Below are 15,974 nucleotides of genomic sequence, written 5' to 3'. Positions count from 1 at the left end.
CCGATAAGGCGCAACGTGACGCTCAGGGCTGGCGTCACTTCAGTGCGCTGCCGTTGCGCCATTGATCCCACGGAATGGTCCAGTCACCGTTCTGTGCGAGGGTCAGCGGGGGGCCACCGGTGTTGCGGACTTCGACGACATCCCCTGGTACCGAGAAGTCGTAGAACCATTTGGCGTTGTCGCCGTTGAGGTTCAGGCAACCGTGGCTGGTGTCGGTGTTGCCCTGCGCCCATACGGTGGCGTCGAGCTGGTGTAGGTAGATGCCGTCGGTGCTGATGCGGGTGGCGTAATTGATGGTCTCGCGATACCCCAGCCGAGAGTTCTTCGGCAGCCCGAAGGTGGAGGAGTCCATCACCACCGGATTGCCCTTGTCGAGAACCGTGTAGACGCCCGGCGGGGTCCAAAACGACAGGGTCCGTCCGTCCACTTCCTGCGTGCCGCCCATGCCCATCGACGTCGGCATGGTCCGTACCAGGCTGCCGTCGCGATAGACGCTGACCTGATGCGTGTGGTCGTCGGCGACAGAGACATGCGATTCACCGATGGTGAACTTGAGGTGCTCGTCCTGTTGCCCGAACACGCCTTGGGCCAGCGGGATTCCGTAGATCTTCGCATCGACGGTGACCGTGGTTCCGGGCGTGTAGTAGTGCTCGGGGCGCCAATGTGCGTTCTGGTCGTCGACCCAGTTCCATGATCCCGCTGCCGGTGGCGAAGGGGTGACGACGAGCCGCCGCTCGGCTTCGGCCTTGTCGGTGATCGGCTCGTCGAAGTGGGCCACGATGACGACGCCCACACCGTAGGTGGCGCCGTCGGCAAGCGGTGCCTCCGATGTGGTCTGAAACGACACCTTGGTTTGGTTGGGCGGAGTCAGTGTGGTGAATGAAACCGGTTGTGTCGCCGTCTTTCCGCCCGGTCCGCGGCTGGTGATGGTCAGCGTGTAGGTTCGCCCGTACCCCAGCGGGACGACGGGATGCCAGAACTTCGCGTCGGGAGTGAGAATCCCTGCGACGGGCTTGCCGGTGTCGTTGACCATCGCCACGTCGGTCAGCGTCCCGGTTTGCGCACTGACCGACACAGGCGCGACGGGGTCGACGTCGTGGGCGCCCGGTGCGGGTTCGATCTTGAGCGACGCAGGTTCCGCCGGGTTCGGGAGCGGGGCGCCAGTCGGCGCCGACTGATGCGCACAGCCAGTCAGCGCGAGAGCCGCGGCCATGTGAAGGGCGAAAAGCAGAGTTGGAATCGTCTTCCAGATCGGCCGAAAGCGCTTGGGCTTCAGACTATTTAGCTCCGGTAGCGTGCGTGCGCTCATGTCCCCTCCCGTTCCCCCGACCCGCCCGTCTCGTGTCTGATCGTCAGGTACCCGCCGGCCTGCGAGTCAAACCGCGACGAGGTTGTACTGGGTCAGGGCCAGGGCGATCGCGCCGTCTCGGCTCAGGCAGTTGCGCCGTGCCGGATCGTCGATGGTCAGAGTGTGATTGCGACTGTCTGGAGCGGGTTATTGTGCCGTTGTGCGACTGAACGGAGCGGAACGCGAGTGGGTATACGCGGCGGTGGCAGATGAGCGGCGGTCGATCGCCACCTTGATCGAAAGTCTCAACGCCGACCAGTTGGCGACCCAAAGCCTATGTGCCGGGTGGGATGTCAAAACCGTTGCCGCGCATTTGGTCAGCGATTTCGCCGACGGATTCTGGGGCTTCATTGCCAGCGGTATTCGACACGGCGGCATCGATCGGGGAATCGACGCGCTGGCCCGTCGCCGGGCGCGAGCCTCAGCCACCGAGATCGCCGAGACGTTACGTCGTCGCGCTGACCACAGGCTCAGTCCGCCGGTGACCGGCCCGTTATCGGGCCTGACGGACGTCTTGGTACACGGTGCAGATTTGCGCATACCGCTGGGAATCCCGCACCGGCCGGATCCACAGCATGTCGCCCGGGTGCTCGATTTCCTCACCAGTCGAACGCAATTCGGCTTCTTCCCGCACCGACGCCTGCGGGGTATCGCGCTACACGACCAGGACACCGGACGGACGTGGGGCGACGGCGAATCCATCCGCGGACCGGGAGCGGCGGTGATGTTGGCGGTGTGCGGACGCACGGTCGCGCTTGACCAACTCGCCGGCCCCGGCGTGCCCGTCCTACGGTCCCGGCTTCCGGGCTAGCTGGCCGTGTGGACGATCAGAATGTCGATCTTCGCCTTGCGGGCGACGTCGGCGGGAACCGACCCTAGAAGCCGCCCTGCCACGGAATCCAACCCCACATCGCCGACGACGATCAGGTCCGCCTTCACCTCTCCCGCCAACTTGATCAGCGCCTCGACAGGGGCGCCGACGATTGCGCGCTCTTCGACATCCTTGGCGCCTGCTGCCTTGGCCCGGTCGCGGGCGTCGTGGAGGATGTCGTAAACGGCCGCATCACCGTGCACCTTGTAACCTTCGCGCCCAAGTGCATCCTCGGCGCGCCTGTCGCTCGCCGGATCGGGCGAGGGTGGCCTCGACCAGCCACCCTTTTCCTCGTGATGGATATGCGCGCTCGCCACGATCAACTTGGCGTTCTCCTGCGCCGCGAATGCTCCCGCTCGCTCGACCGCACGCATTGACGAGTCTGAACCGTCGGTCCCGACGATCACCGTTCGATAGCCACTCATGGTCGCCTCCTTGCCGCCGGTCGCGACGAACACGACAGTAACGCCAGCCGGGCAATCGACGCTTGGCTTTGCGACATAGCCGGGGTAACTGTCTAGGGCGTCGAATCCGACGCCCGACGCCGCGCACGCCATTTCCGCCAACCGTGATGCGTGACGAACGCCCCGACGATCGCGGTCACACACCACACCGCGATCGCGGAGTAAGCCAACGGCGACGACAGGTTTCCGATCGACGCGCCCAATGCGGTGTAGACGAACGCGCGCGGCGCCGCGCCGATGAATGCGCCAATAGCCATCTGCCACAACGGAACTCCGAACGCACCGAACACGTAGCAGGCAAGCGCATCCGAGATGCCGGGGACGAACCGTTGGCCGACCACGGCCCACAGCCCTCGGCGTTCGATCAACCGGTCCAGACGGTCAGCCCGTTGCGGTCCGAGGAGGGCTCGCGCGCTGTCGCGCCCGGCACGACGGCCCACCAGACTGGCGATGATCGCCGTACCGACCGTCGCGCCGAGCGTGACGAAAACCCCGAGAACGGGCCCGAACAGCAGCCCGCTGCCCGCCGCCAGGATCGGGCCTGGCACGAACACCGCGGCGAGCACGGCGGCCACCACGACGTAGGTCAGCGGCGCGGCGGGCCCGGTCGCGGCGACCGCGCGCCGCACGTCCTCGACATCGACGACGCGGGCGACGGCGACCAGATAGAACAAACCGAGCAGGAACGCCGCGAACAGTGCCAGTCGCACGATGTGACGCCGTCGACTGATGGTGGTGGCACTTTCGCCTTCGGACATGCCGGATGCGCTGCCGCAATCGACGTCAGGCATCGAAGTTCGTGCTGGCGGTGAGTTTTTCCCACTTGGCGATCTCGCTTGCGCGGGTGTCGGCGATGTAGCGGTAGGCGGCCAGCGCGTCGGGCCCGAGGAGCAGGAATGCGGGCGGCTCACTCGATTCGACCGCCTCGATGATCGCGCTGCCTGCCTTCGCGGGATCACCGGCCTGGGTGCCGTCCATCGTGTCGTTCTCCTTGCGGCGTTGTCCGGCGGTGCCCGCGTAGTCATCGATGATTGTTGTCGATTGGGTCAGCGACCGTCCCGCGAAATCGGTGCGAAACGCGCCCGGCTCGACGACGGTGACCGAGATGCCAAGGGGCGCAAGTTCACCGCGCAGGGAGCCACTTACCCCTTCGATCGCGGCTTTGGCCGCGGCGTAGTAGCCGGAGCCGACCGGGGTGAGCTGAACCCCGATCGACGAGATGTTCACGATCGCTCCGGAGCGGCGGGCGCGCATGCCGGGCAGGACGGCCTTGATCATCGCGACGGTGCCGAAGAAGTGCGTCTCGAAGAGCGTCCGCACCTCGGCGTCCTCACCCTCTTCTACCGCGGCGCGATAGCCATAGCCGGCGTTGTTGACCAGCACGTCGACGCCGCCGAACCGATCTTCGGCCTGGCGCACAGCTGTCGTCACCTGATTCGGATCGGTGACGTCGAGCGCGACGGCAAGGACCCGGTCGGGTGTGGAATCCGCCAGGTCGGCGACCCTGCTGACATCGCGGGCGGTGACGACGGCGTTGTGGCCTGCGCCGATGACGGCTTCCGCCAGCGAGCGGCCAAGCCCCGTCGAGCAACCGGTGATGAGCCAGGTGGACATATGCGATCGCTTCCTTTCACCCCGCTGGCCAGTATGTACGAAGTGCCGATTTGCAACACCCGGCCTCGCTACGCTCGACGGCGTGGGGGACACGTTGTATGCAACGTGCGGCGATCTCAGCCTGGCGTATCAGGTGTTTGGCGATGGGCCCGTGGAGCTCGTCGTCGTCGGGCCGTTCGCCACCCATGTCGAATTATTTTGGACCCAGCCAGAATTCAAGGCCTTCTTCGATCAGCTCTCCACATTTTGTCGCGTCCTTCTATTCGACAAGGCCGGGGTCGGGTTGTCGGACCCCGTTCCGCGAGTTCGGACACTGGACGAGCGGGCGTCCGAGATCGAGGCCGTGATGGACGCTGCCGGCTTCGGGCAGGCCGCCCTTCTCGGCTTGAGCGAGGGCGGCCCGGCCGCCACCGTCTTCGCAGCGACACGGCCGCGGCGAACGCGAGCGCTGATCCTCTGCAGCACGTTCTCGTATACGGGAATGGTTGGGTGGGATGAGGTCGATGGCGACCCGGCCGAGCTTCGGGCACGCGTCCTACCCGAGCTGGGTGAGGACTACACGCCGTCAGAGGCGCAGATCGCACGCATGCAGGGCCTTGCCCGTGCAGTGCGATCGTCGTGGGGCAGTGGGGCCGCGCTCAAGGGACTGATCCCGTCGGTCGGGTCGGTGCGCCAGCTGGGAATGCTGGAGCGCATGGGCGCGAGCCCGGGGATGGCGCGGGCGACTCTCGAAGCTATGTTCCGCATCGACGTCCGGCCCATCCTGCCGACGATCACTATGCCCACCCTCGTCGTTCATGCCCGCGACGACCTCGGCATTCCGGCGCAGGGCGGCCGGTACCTCGCCGACCATATCCCCGGTGCGCGGCTGCTCGAGGTGGACGGGACGGATCACGCGCCGTGGTTCACCGAGCCCGACACGATCCTCACCGAGATCGAGGAGTTCCTCACCGGCAGCCACGCTGCACCGTCGCAGACGCATCGCGCGTTGCGTACGGTGCTGTTCACCGACATGGTCGCCTCGACGCAACGCGCCGCGGCCGCGGGCGATGAGCGCTGGCGGGCGGTGCTGGAGCGCTTTGGTGAGATCACGACCGACCGCACGAACCAATTCGGCGGCACGGTGGTGAAAAGCACAGGCGACGGCTACCTCATGACGTTCGACGGACCCACGCAGGCGATTCGTTGCGCAGAGGCGTTGCGCGCAGACGCCGAGACGGTCGGAATCGAGATTCGCGCCGGGATTCACACCGGCGAGTGCGAACTGCTGGACAACGACATCGGAGGAATTGCCGTACATATCGCCGCGCGGATCCTCGGCCAAGCCGGGGTCGGGGAGATCCTCGTTTCCAGCACCGTTCGTGATCTGGTCGTCGGCTCGGGCACAGGCTTTTCCGACCGCGGCAGCGTCGAGTTGCGTGGAGTTCCCGGCGTCTGGCAATTGCTGGCGGTTGAGCGCCACGGCGCACGAGCCGGATCAGCCGAGGCGGAGCTGGCGTCAACGCCGACGCCGGGTCCTCGGACCGCGATGCGCCGATCGGATCGTGCCGTGGCGGTGATAGCGCGGCGGACACCGTGGATTCTCCGCGGAATGGCCCGCCTCGCCCCGGCCAGCGCACCCACCGATGTGCGTGGCTCCTAACGGATGTCGTTGATGTCGTTCTTCAGCGCCTCGGCTTCGGTCCCGAACACCGCTTGTACGCTGTTGCCGACTTCAACAACGCCCGCGGCGCCGAGAGCCTTGAGCCGAGCCTGATCCACCTTGCTCGCATCGGCCACCTCCATGCGCAGCCGGGTGATGCAGGCATCGACATTCACGAGGTTCTCCCTGCCGCCGAACGCCGCGATCACCTGTTCGGCCTTGCTGTCGACCGCTGCAGGTGCGATTGCTGTCGTCGTGCCGGATCCGCGCGCCGTCACGGCCGTCGCGGAGTCGGCGCCCTCGCCGAGGTTGGCCGCCTCCTCGGCCTCGAATTCACTCTCGGGTTCGCGGCCTGGGGTTCTCAGATTCCATCGCGTGATCGCGAACCGGAACAGCGCGTAGTAGACGACGAAGAAGACAACGCCCATGGCAATCAGCAACGGGATGTTCTTCGCCGCAGGGGCCGTCCCGTAGAGCAGCAGATCGATGAGACCCGCGGAGAACGAGAAGCCCAGATGTATGTCGAGCAGGTACGCGATCGCCAGTGAGAGTCCGGTCAACACCGCGTGGATGAGGTAGAGCGGGAACGCCACGAACATGAACGCGAACTCGAGGGGCTCGGTCACGCCGGTCAGGAACGCGGTCAGCGCGGCCGCCGCCAGAATGCCCACCGCGACTTTCCGTTGTTTCTTGTTGGCCACGTGGATCATCGCAAGCGCGGCGGCAGGCAGCCCGAACATCAGGATCGGGTAGAAGCCCGAGGTGAGATGGCCCGCGGTCGGGTCGCCAGCGGCGAAGCGGGTGAGCTCACCGGTGACGACCTTGCCGCCCGGGGTCTGATAGTCGCCGTAGAGGAACCAGACATACGAGTTTGGAATGTGGTGCAGGCCCAGCGGAATCAGCATCCGGTTGGCGAACCCGTAAACAAACGCGCCCAACGCCCCCGAGCCTCCGATGAACTTCCCGAGGCCGGTAAGCCCCGCGTCGAAGACCGGGTAGAAGTAACTCATCGCGAACGCAATGAACAGACAGGCCAGCGACACCACGATCGGAACGAAGCGCCTGCCTCCGAAGAATCCGATGTAGGACGGCAATTGAATGGTGTGGTAGCGGTCGAAGAGCCATGCAGTGACCAGGCCGACCACGATGCCCGCGAACACGCTGTAGTTGATCTGGGCTTGGTCACCCGCCTTGTCGACCTGGCCCGCGAGCACGATCGGCGACATGGTTTTGAACACTGCCTGCACCACCAGATAGCCGACCACCGCGGCCAGCGCCGTCGAACCGTCCGCCTTTCTGGCGAATCCGATCGCGACACCGACGGCGAAGAGCAAAGGAAGGTTGCTGAACAGGGCGTCGCCCGCGGCGGTCATCGCCTTGAAGAACGACCCGATGACCGGAGCGTGAATTTTGCCCAGCAGGTCATCCTGGCCGAGCCGCAGTAGGATTCCTGCAGCGGGGAGAACAGCGATCGGCAGCATCAGGCTCTTGCCGAGGCGCTGTAGTTGTGCGAAGCCGGGAATGCGCCGACCTGACTTTGCCGCCGTCCCTTGAGGTTTCGCTGTGTCGCTCACTTGTGTGACCCTCCTCTGCCGAAGCTGAGCGGAAGCCTAGACGAGAACGGGTGAACTTGAGACCGTCTTGCTCACACGCTCGTATTGTTGGTGCGTGAGTATGACGTCAGTCTTGGCCCCGGTTGGCGGCCGCGCGGTTCCGCTGCAGGACGTGCCCGACCCGGTGTTCTCGCAGGGCATGGTGGGCTACGGAGCGGCGGTGGACCCGCCGCGAGGCGTGATCGAGGCGGTCGCGCCCGTCAGCGGGAAGATCTTGAAGTTGCTGCCCCACGCCTACATCGTCATGACACCGGACAATGTCGGAGTGCTGGTGCACCTGGGTATCGACACCGTCCGACTGAACGGCGAGGGCTTTACGACGCACGTCAGCCAGGGCGACGAGGTCAGCGCCGGCCAACTCGTGATCACCTACGACGTACCTTCGGTCGAGGCCAAGGGGCTGAATCCGATTGTTCCCGTCGTGGTGATGGACGAGCGCGAGTCCTCGAACATCGTGCCAGCCGATGCGGTTTTCGAGGGAGCGGAGATAACTTCCGGCGCAAGTCTTTTCACTGCGAGCAAGTAGATGGAAGTCGTAATTCTCGCAGACGCCAAGGAGATCGGTGTTGTCGCGGCCGACGCGATCGGCGCGTTGATGGCGCGCAAGCCGGCCGGCGTCCTCGGTCTCGCGACGGGGTCATCGCCGGTTGCGATCTACGACGAGTTGGCGGCGCGCTGCGAAGCCGGACTGATTTCGTTCCGGGAGGCACGGGGATTCACGCTCGACGAGTACGTCGGGCTGCCCGCGGACCACCCCGAGCGCTACCGCAACGTCATCGACAAGGTCTTCGTTTCGCGCGTCGACTTCGCGCCAGGGGCGGTGGACGGTCCCGATGGTCTGGCGCGTGACATCCCGGCCGCCTGTGCGGCGTACGAGGCGGCGATCCGGGACGCGGGTGGCATCGACGTGCAGATTCTGGGTATCGGCACCGACGGACACATCGGGTTCAACGAGCCGGGGTCCTCCCTCGCGTCGCGCACCCGCATCAAGACGCTGACCAGGCAGACGCGGATCGACAACGCCCGGTTCTTCGGCGGTGACGTCGACGCCGTGCCGACGCACTGCCTGACCCAAGGGTTGGCCACCATCATGGCGGCCAGGCATGTGATTCTGGTTGCCACGGGCGGAGGTAAAGCCGAAGCCGTCCATCACCTCGTCGAGGGTGCGGTGAGCGCGATGTGGCCCGCGACCATTCTGCAGCATCACCCGCATGTGACTGTTCTGTTGGATGATGCTGCGGCACAGAGGCTTCAGCTCGCCGGCTATTACCGGGAGACCTACCGAGCCAAGCCGGATTGGCAGGGCATCTGAGTGCTGTTGACCGCCGACACCTTGCTGACGGGCCGAGAGCTGTTGCGGCCCGGGTGGATTGACGTTGCCGACGGTGTCGTCGGCGCTGTCGGTGGCGGCCCGCCGCCCGGTGCCGTAGATCGCGACCTCGGCGCTGTCACCGTGGTGCCGGGGTTCGTCGACACGCACGTCCACGGAGGGGGCGGGGCCAACTTCTCGACGGCTTCTGCGGCAGAAACGGACACCGCGGCGGCGCTGCATCGCAGGCACGGCACCACGACGCTCGTCGCATCCCTCGTGACGGCGAGCACCGACGAATTACTGCGACAGGTAAAGGGATTGGCCGAGGACGTGCATGCCGGCGTGCTCGCCGGAATCCACCTGGAAGGGCCGTGGCTGTCCACCAAACGGTGCGGAGCCCACCAGGCATCCCTGATGCGCGACCCTGACCTCGGCGAGCTGGACCGCCTCCTCGACGCGGGAGCGGGCGCGATTCGCATGATCACCTTGGCGCCGGAACGCGACGGCGCCCCGGCGGCGATCGAGCGCATCGTCGATCGCGGAGTGGTGGCCGCCGTCGGCCACACCGAGGCCACCTACGAGCAGACGCGCACGGCGATCGGGGCGGGTGCGACGGTGGGCACACACTTGTTCAACGCGATGCGTCCGATCAACACTCGTGAGCCCGGCCCGGTGATCGCGCTACTCGAAGACGCCCGCGTGACAGTCGAAGTGATCACCGACGGCGTGCACGTCGACCCCGCGCTGTACCGGCATGTCGCGCGCAGTGTTGGGCCCGACCGGGTGTCGCTCATTACCGACGCGATGGCCGCGACAGGAATGGCCGACGGGGCCTATCACCTCGGCCCGGTCCAGGTCGATGTCGTAGGCGGGGTGGCCAGGGTGGCGGGCACAGACACCATTGCCGGCAGCACGGCGACCATGGATCGGGTATTCCGGTTCGCGGTCATGCATTGCGGGCTGCCTCGCGACGAGGCTCTGACGCTGGCCGTGCGGCAGGCCTCGATCAACCCGGCCCGCGCGCTTGGGCTGGCATGCTCGGGTCTTGTTCCCGGCGCAGGCGCCGACTTGGTGGTGTTGGACTCCGATCTGGTGGTGACCGCCGTACTGCATCGCGGATCGTGGGAGGCGTTGGGATGAACGAGTCGCGACCGGCCGTTGTGATGCTGCTGCCCGCAGTCGATTACGACCCAACCGAATCCGCTGTCATTTGGGACGCACTGACCGATTCCGGCATTGGGGTGCGGTTCGCCACGCCGGATGGTCGGCCCGCCTATGCTGACGCGCGGTTGGTGGACAAGGGATTCTCGGTGCTGTCGCCGGTGCTCATGACGCGCCCCGAAGATTTGAGGGCATATCGGCGCATGGTCGACGACCCGTGCTTCGCCGAGCCATGCGCCTACCAAGACGTGGACGTGGACAGTGCCAACGGCGTTTTCGTTCCCGGCGGCCATGCCAAGGGCGTCCGAACGCTGCTCGAATCCTCAGCGGCACAAGCGGTTACGGTGGCTGCGATGTCGCGGAGTATCTCCGTCGGCGCGGTCTGCCACGGGGTGCTGCTGCTGGCACGCTCGATCGACCCGGCGACTGGGCGATCGGTGCTCCATGGCCGGCGAACCACAGCGCTGACCGCGGCGCTCGAGCTGGGCGGCTGGGCGATGACCCGACTGTGGCTGGGGGACTACTACCGCACCTACCCGACGACAGTTCAGGCCGAGGTCACTGCGGCCCTCGCCTCACCAACCGACTTTCAACCCGGGCCGCGAGTCACGCTGCGCGACAGCCCAAATCACCTCAGCCGCGGCTTCACCGTGAAGGACGGCAACTACCTGTCGGCCCGCTGGCCCGGTGATTGCCATCGGCTGGCCGCGGAATATGTCGACATGGTGTGGTCTGCATACCGGGGGGAGGGGTAGTTCGGTGCGGCTTCCCACTGAAAGTATTGCCGTGCGGTACTTGGCTGTTGTGCTGATTACGATCACCGGTGCACTGATGTTTGCTTCCCCCGCGATGGCTGAACCGACGGACAGCGGCGAGTCAGCACAGTCGGTGATCGACGGCCTGAAGGCCGAGGGCTACAACGTCGTGATCAACTGGCTGACGGGCTACGACACCGTCCCGCTGTCAGTGTGCACGGTAGAGAACATCAATAACCCCGACGACTCGGCGCCGCCTGCCGGAACTTTCACGACCGTGTACGTCGACGTCGAGTGTCCTAATCACCTTTACGGCTGATGCCCAACGCCTTCCGTGAAAGCCGGTGCGACGAAGCGCTGCAGCATCTGGTGTTCGGCACGGGAATCGCTGCCCGGCAACAACATCAGCGACAACACCATGCGCACGATCCACTGCGCGGCCTGCGGGTCGTCATGGGTGATCCCGGTGAGCTCTGAGGCGAAGTCGGCGACGGCGTCTGATGCGGTCAGCCAGTTCCAGCCACCGCTGCGGGCCGAGTCCAGGAACAGCTGCCCCGCAGGATCGGCGCGGATCTCCTTGACCGCCACCTCGATTGCGGTCAGCACCCTGTCCGGCCCGGTGCGGCCTTTGACGCTGGCCCGCACGGTCTCGACGATGCGGGCACCTGCTCGCGCGAGCACTGCTTCGCGGATGTCTTTCTTGCCGCCGACGTAGCGGTACACGGTGGCACGCGAACAATGGGTCTGCGCGGCCAATGCGTCGACGTTGAATGCGCCGATGCCGTCGCGATAGATCATCTCGGTCGCCGCGGCATAGATCCGCTCGATCGCGGCGGCGCGGCGGCCGTCGTTGAACAGCCAATCGTCGCGCGACATGTGTTTGAACTTATCTCATCCCTGAGACAGACTTATAGAAATTCTCAGCGGTCTGTGCAGGTCCGCTGCCCTTGGTGAGACGCCGACGAGTCTGGTCCCGTCGGTGGCGTTATCGACTCTTGTCCAGGTCGTTGACCGACCCAATCACGCTGGTCAACCTGTACAAATGACGGTGCTTCACGATGCGCTCGCGTTCTTCGACACCGACGCGATTCAGGACCCCTATCCGCTATACGACCGCATGCGTGCCGAAGGGCCGGTTCATCGGATCGGCGACTCCGGCTTCTACGTGGTGTGCGACTGGGCCGCGATCAACGACGCCGTCAACCGTCCCGACGACTTTTCGTCGAACCTGACCGCCGCAATGATGTTCACTGCCGACGGCACCGTCGTTCCGTTCGAGTTGGACCGGCTCGGCGGACCAACACAGATCCTCGCCACTGCCGATGATCCGGCCCATGCTGCGCACCGAAAGATGCTCGTGCCGCAACTGGCCGCGAAGCGGATACGGGAGTTGGAGGCGTTCATCAGCGCCACGTTCGAGGAGCGATGGGCGGACGGATTGCGCGATGGACGGATTGAGTGGATGGGAGCGGTGGCCAACAGGCTTCCGATGATGGTCGTCGCCCATCTGATCGGCGTTCCCGCCGAGGATGTCGACCAATTGATCGAGTGGGCCTATGCGAGCACGCAATTGCTCGACGGACTGGTCGACGAGCAGCGGCTCATCGCAGCGGGCACCGCGGGCATGGAAATGGGTAACTACATCCATCGCCAGTTTCTGCGCGCGGCAAGCGATCCGGAGGACAATTTCCTCGGTGCCCTTGCGGCCAGCCGTCGCGCCAACGAGGTCGAGGAGATCACCGCGCAGCTGATGATGGTCATCTTGTTCAGCGCAGGCGGAGAATCGACCGCCTCGCTGCTCGGTAGCGCAATGGAGATCTTGGCGACACGACCCCACATTCAGGAGCAACTGCGCGAAAACCCTGACCTACTCGGCCCGTTCATCGAAGAGGCGTTACGGTATGAACCGCCCTTCCGCGGCCACTATCGCCACGTCGTCGCCGATACCACCCTTGGCGGCGTGGACCTGCCTGCCGGATCGCGGCTGTTGCTGCTGTGGGGCGCGGCGAACCGCGACCCCGCCCAGTTCGACGAACCCAATGAGTTCCGGCTCGACAGGCCAGGCGGTAAGGGGCACATCACTTTCGGCAAGGGCCTGCATTTCTGTGTCGGCGCGGCGCTCGCGCGGCTGGAAGCTCAGGTCGTGCTGCGGGCGGTCCTCGACCGAACGTCGTGGGTTGACACGTTGGAGGTCGGGCCGTGGCTGCCGAGTATCCTCGTCCGGCGCCGTGAACAGCTATGGCTGCGGGTAGGGCGCGAATCGGTTGTTGAAACCGGACTTTCGTAGCGCTATCTGGTCCAGCCGATCCTGCGCAGTGGCAGGGACGGTTCCCGCGGGCAGCACACTGGCCAATTGATCGAGGGAGACCACCTGCGAACTGACGGTGGGCAGATTCGTGGCCTGCGGGTCGATGTCTTGGAACCGGATCGAGATCGTGCCCTGGTTCAGTCCGCCGGTGGACACCCAGTTCCAGATCTCTGGATCCTGCGGTGAAACCACGATTGTGTAGGTTCCGTCGGCGTTCTTCTTGGCTTGGGAGATATTCAGGCTGGTCTGCTGATCCCAGTAGTTGTCCGTGATGGTCCAGTCGTTGGTCACCGGCACGACGAAGTAGCCGGCGTCGCCGGGATTGATGGTGAGGACCAGCGCCTGATCATCGGTGAGCTTGAAGTAGCCGGCGCTCTGCATCTGTGTCGCAAGGAATTCGGCGTTGCGCGTCGGGTTGGTGAACACGTTGGGTTGCCTGCGTTCGCCGGTGGTCGGGTCGACCGTCGCCACCTTGATGTACTTGGCTTCCATCTGCAGACCGAGCGCCATGATGACCGCGGTGACCGTGCCCCGCAGCAACGGCGGCGTGTCGGGCAGCGGCGGAATCAGCGATACCAACGTCGTCAACAACGGGTTCTTCGTCACCGTCGGACCGATGAATGGAATGGCGAATCCGCCCAGTTGGGCGAACAGGCTGTTGGGCGGCCCGCTGACGCGCTCGATCGACAAGCTCATCGGATCCTGATTATTCCAGTCCGACAATGTATTTCGTGCTGCTATCAGTGTGGTGTCGTCGGTGATCTGGATGTGGTTGGGGCCCGGCCCGGTCGGTGAGCCGCTCACGGTGATGGTGAAGGAGCCGTCGGGGTTGCGCACAAGATCCTTGCCGTTGAGCACCGACGCCGTGTTGCCCGACAAACCGGTCAGCACGCTGAACGTCGTCTCGGCCGGGTCGTCGCCGGTGAAGCGGCCCGTGATCACGTACGTCGAGGTCTTGTTGACAGCCATGAAGCGGTAGATGGTGTCCGGGTTGTCGTACAGGATGCGCGATCCGTTGACGTCCTGTCCGTACCAGGTGTGTGGGGGAGCCACTTGCATCACGGCTGTCGGGGTCATCGGGTTGAGCAACTGCTGCTGAAACGCCGCACCCATGGCGTATTCGTTGACGGCTTCGTTCAGCGCGTCGAGGTTTTCCTGATCCGGTCCGCCGACGAGATTGAACTGTTGCTTCGCGGTTGAGCGCCAACCGAATTGGAGCACCAGCTTCATCAACTGAACGGGAAGCGTGTTGACGGTCTGGGCGGCGCGCTGTTCTGCGGAGAGTTGTTCGGGGGTCCCTAACGGGCTGACAGCGAGTGTCTGAGTGGTGACCGCCGGTGTCGCTGTGATCGATGACGCGCCCGAGGTGTGCACGACCTCGCGACTGGCCGCACTCAACGTCGACACCATGGCCAGGGTCTGGGCGGGAGCATCCGGCTTCGGCGCAGGGTCGCTGACCGTCGTCTGCGCCGTCGAGGCCGTGCTGTCGGCGGCCTTCGGCGCAGCTGCCTTCTTCTTCTTTTTGCGCGTTGCAGAGGGTTGGTCGTCGGTCGACGCCGGTGTGGCCGGCGCCTCGCTCGTCTCGGCCTTGCTTGTGGCCTTCTCTGTCCCGGCGTCATGAGAAGTCGCGCTCGAACTCGAGGAGTCCGACGAGTTCGCGCCGTCGTCGGCTGCTGCGATAGCCGGACTGTTGGCGATTGCCGCCCCGATGCCCAATGCAACTGCGAGTCCGCCGACCCTGCCGATGAATCGACCGTATCTGTATGGCGTCGTTGGCACGGGGCGAGTCCTTCCGCAGGGCATCCGCCTACCGCAAACGCCTTCCCGGTACTGTAGTCACGTGACTACAGCCCGGGCAAGGGTCGGATCGGATCGCGCCGCTGCGCCCCTGGGAAGGGCCGAGGTCGTTGCCGCGGTCCTCGAATCAGCCGCCGATCTGTTCGCAGAGCGCGGGCCTGGAGCGACGTCTATCCGGGACATCGCGGCTCGCTCGAATGTCAACCACGGACTGATCCACCGGCACTTCGGCAGCAAGGACGGACTCGTAGCGGCGGTGCTCGATCATCTCGGCCAGCACTTGGCGGGTCTGCTCGCCGCGAACGCCGATGGCAGTGCGGTGGGCGAGGCCGTCGACCGTCAACTGCGCGTGATCGCCCGTACTTCGCTCGACGGATATTCGATTGGGGAATTGCAGAGCCGCTTTCCGACGATGGAGGTGTTGCTCGACAGCGTCCGCGCCCGGCATGTGTCCGAACTCGACGCTCAGCTGGCCGCGGCGCACACCATCGCCCTGCAGCTTGGCTGGTGCCTGTTCGGCGACTTCCTCCGCGCGTCGACCGGGCTCGACGACCTCGACGATCGCACGTTTGCGCGCTCGGTGGGCAACGCCGTGGCGCGGATTCTCGAACCCGCGGAGCCGACCGCCACATAGCTCGGCATTTCGCTGCCTGGCCAGTTCATCGCTCGCAACGCAGTTGAAACCGTTTACGCGCGCGAAATCGGCTTTGCCGCAACCGATTCTGACAATCGAAAGCATTCATTTCACTTGCAAGAAAACCGTAAGAGATTCGCTGAATGCATTTGCAGGCGTACGCATCGGGCCTAACGTAATCAAGATGAATGTCCACGTCGTCGAGGCACGGCGCTGTCCGTTCTGCCAGCACATCGTGAATACATACGTCGATCCGCGGGATCCCGACAACACACCGCACGACGGCGACATCTCGGTTTGCGCCAACTGCAGCGGTCTGTCGGTCTTCCAAGGACATGAACTGCGTCTGCCCACACCCGCTGAACTGGCCCGCTCGATGCGCGACAAGAAGCTCCTTCACACCATCAAGGAGCTTCGGGCCGAACAGTTGGGGTGGAGCGTTTTCTGAGTCGTCG

The 15,974-nt window shown here is 65.1% G+C and carries 17 protein-coding genes; 10 read left to right on the top strand and 7 right to left on the bottom strand.

What is annotated here, in order from left to right; genetic code table 11:
• Positions 1 to 34: 34 nt before the first annotated feature.
• Positions 35 to 1,309 carry an Ig-like domain-containing protein gene (locus tag GGC64_RS06045; protein ID WP_370581997.1) on the bottom strand — a complete coding sequence of 425 codons (1,275 nt, stop codon included), beginning with the start codon at positions 1,307 to 1,309 and terminating at the stop codon, positions 35 to 37.
• A 199-nt stretch (positions 1,310 to 1,508) separates the two neighbouring features.
• Here GGC64_RS06045 and GGC64_RS06040 point away from each other — a divergent pair, with 199 nt between their 5' ends.
• Positions 1,509 to 2,159 carry a maleylpyruvate isomerase family mycothiol-dependent enzyme gene (locus tag GGC64_RS06040; protein WP_192721512.1) on the top strand — a complete coding sequence of 217 codons (651 nt, stop codon included), beginning with the start codon at positions 1,509 to 1,511 and terminating at the stop codon, positions 2,157 to 2,159.
• On the opposite strand, the gene GGC64_RS06035 is transcribed toward GGC64_RS06040, so the two are convergent.
• The 3 genes from GGC64_RS06035 to GGC64_RS06025 form a co-directional block, all read right to left on the bottom strand.
• Complete coding sequence (locus tag GGC64_RS06035) at positions 2,156 to 2,644, bottom strand: universal stress protein (protein WP_192721511.1); 489 nt, start codon at positions 2,642 to 2,644, stop codon at positions 2,156 to 2,158. The genes GGC64_RS06040 and GGC64_RS06035 overlap by 4 nt on opposite strands.
• Before the next feature lie 92 nt (positions 2,645 to 2,736).
• On the bottom strand, positions 2,737 to 3,441 hold the full coding sequence (locus GGC64_RS06030; protein ID WP_192722418.1) for a TVP38/TMEM64 family protein: 705 nt from the start codon (positions 3,439 to 3,441) through the stop codon (positions 2,737 to 2,739).
• Between the two features lie 25 nt (positions 3,442 to 3,466).
• Entirely contained in the window at positions 3,467 to 4,297 is an 831-nt protein-coding gene (locus GGC64_RS06025) for an oxidoreductase (RefSeq protein ID WP_192721510.1), read from the bottom strand.
• A gap of 82 nt (positions 4,298 to 4,379) precedes the next feature.
• Between GGC64_RS06025 and GGC64_RS06020 the strand changes: the two genes are divergently transcribed.
• The gene (locus tag GGC64_RS06020; protein WP_192721509.1) at positions 4,380 to 5,939 is read left to right on the top strand and encodes an adenylate/guanylate cyclase domain-containing protein; all 1,560 of its coding nucleotides are present in this window, start codon (positions 4,380 to 4,382) and stop codon (positions 5,937 to 5,939) included.
• Here GGC64_RS06020 and GGC64_RS06015 read toward each other — a convergent pair.
• A complete protein-coding gene (locus GGC64_RS06015; RefSeq protein ID WP_192721508.1) occupies positions 5,936 to 7,513 on the bottom strand; it encodes a PTS transporter subunit EIIC in 1,578 nt (525 codons plus the stop codon). The two genes, GGC64_RS06020 and GGC64_RS06015, sit on opposite strands and share 4 nt — an antisense overlap.
• A 94-nt stretch (positions 7,514 to 7,607) precedes the next feature.
• Between GGC64_RS06015 and GGC64_RS06010 the strand changes: the two genes are divergently transcribed.
• From GGC64_RS06010 to GGC64_RS05990, 5 genes are all read left to right on the top strand, one after another.
• Positions 7,608 to 8,078, top strand: a complete 471-nt coding sequence (locus GGC64_RS06010) for a glucose PTS transporter subunit IIA (protein WP_192721507.1) — start codon at positions 7,608 to 7,610, stop codon at positions 8,076 to 8,078.
• Positions 8,079 to 8,864, top strand: a complete 786-nt coding sequence (gene nagB, locus GGC64_RS06005) for a glucosamine-6-phosphate deaminase (protein ID WP_192721506.1) — start codon at positions 8,079 to 8,081, stop codon at positions 8,862 to 8,864.
• Positions 8,865 to 10,004, top strand: coding sequence for an N-acetylglucosamine-6-phosphate deacetylase (gene nagA, locus GGC64_RS06000; RefSeq protein ID WP_192721505.1), 1,140 nt, complete (start codon positions 8,865 to 8,867; stop codon positions 10,002 to 10,004). It abuts the gene before it with no gap.
• A complete protein-coding gene (locus GGC64_RS05995) occupies positions 10,001 to 10,780 on the top strand; it encodes a type 1 glutamine amidotransferase domain-containing protein (protein WP_192721504.1) in 780 nt (259 codons plus the stop codon). The genes nagA and GGC64_RS05995 overlap by 4 nt, the downstream gene beginning before the upstream one ends.
• Before the next feature lie 94 nt (positions 10,781 to 10,874).
• Positions 10,875 to 11,099, top strand: coding sequence for a hypothetical protein (locus GGC64_RS05990; RefSeq protein WP_192721503.1), 225 nt, complete (start codon positions 10,875 to 10,877; stop codon positions 11,097 to 11,099).
• On the opposite strand, the gene GGC64_RS05985 is transcribed toward GGC64_RS05990, so the two are convergent.
• Positions 11,090 to 11,656 carry a TetR/AcrR family transcriptional regulator gene (locus GGC64_RS05985; protein ID WP_192721502.1) on the bottom strand — a complete coding sequence of 189 codons (567 nt, stop codon included), beginning with the start codon at positions 11,654 to 11,656 and terminating at the stop codon, positions 11,090 to 11,092. The two genes, GGC64_RS05990 and GGC64_RS05985, sit on opposite strands and share 10 nt — an antisense overlap.
• A gap of 166 nt (positions 11,657 to 11,822) precedes the next feature.
• Between GGC64_RS05985 and GGC64_RS05980 the strand changes: the two genes are divergently transcribed.
• On the top strand, positions 11,823 to 13,067 hold the full coding sequence (locus GGC64_RS05980; RefSeq protein WP_192721501.1) for a cytochrome P450: 1,245 nt from the start codon (positions 11,823 to 11,825) through the stop codon (positions 13,065 to 13,067).
• Here the strand turns inward: GGC64_RS05980 and GGC64_RS05975 are convergent.
• Positions 13,017 to 14,891, bottom strand: a complete 1,875-nt coding sequence (locus tag GGC64_RS05975; protein WP_225951179.1) for a DUF1214 domain-containing protein — start codon at positions 14,889 to 14,891, stop codon at positions 13,017 to 13,019. The genes GGC64_RS05980 and GGC64_RS05975 overlap by 51 nt on opposite strands.
• A gap of 37 nt (positions 14,892 to 14,928) precedes the next feature.
• Between GGC64_RS05975 and GGC64_RS05970 the strand changes: the two genes are divergently transcribed.
• The gene (locus tag GGC64_RS05970; RefSeq protein ID WP_192721499.1) at positions 14,929 to 15,519 is read left to right on the top strand and encodes a TetR/AcrR family transcriptional regulator; all 591 of its coding nucleotides are present in this window, start codon (positions 14,929 to 14,931) and stop codon (positions 15,517 to 15,519) included.
• A 184-nt stretch (positions 15,520 to 15,703) separates the two neighbouring features.
• Positions 15,704 to 15,967, top strand: a complete 264-nt coding sequence (locus GGC64_RS05965; protein WP_192721498.1) for a hypothetical protein — start codon at positions 15,704 to 15,706, stop codon at positions 15,965 to 15,967.
• Positions 15,968 to 15,974 lie beyond the last annotated feature (7 nt).

The organism is Mycobacterium sp. OAS707 (assembly GCF_014873705.1).
Lineage (GTDB): Bacteria > Actinomycetota > Actinomycetes > Mycobacteriales > Mycobacteriaceae > Mycobacterium.
The sequence above is the reverse complement of the archived record's forward strand: the minus strand, read 5'-3'. Positions and strand labels throughout refer to the sequence as shown.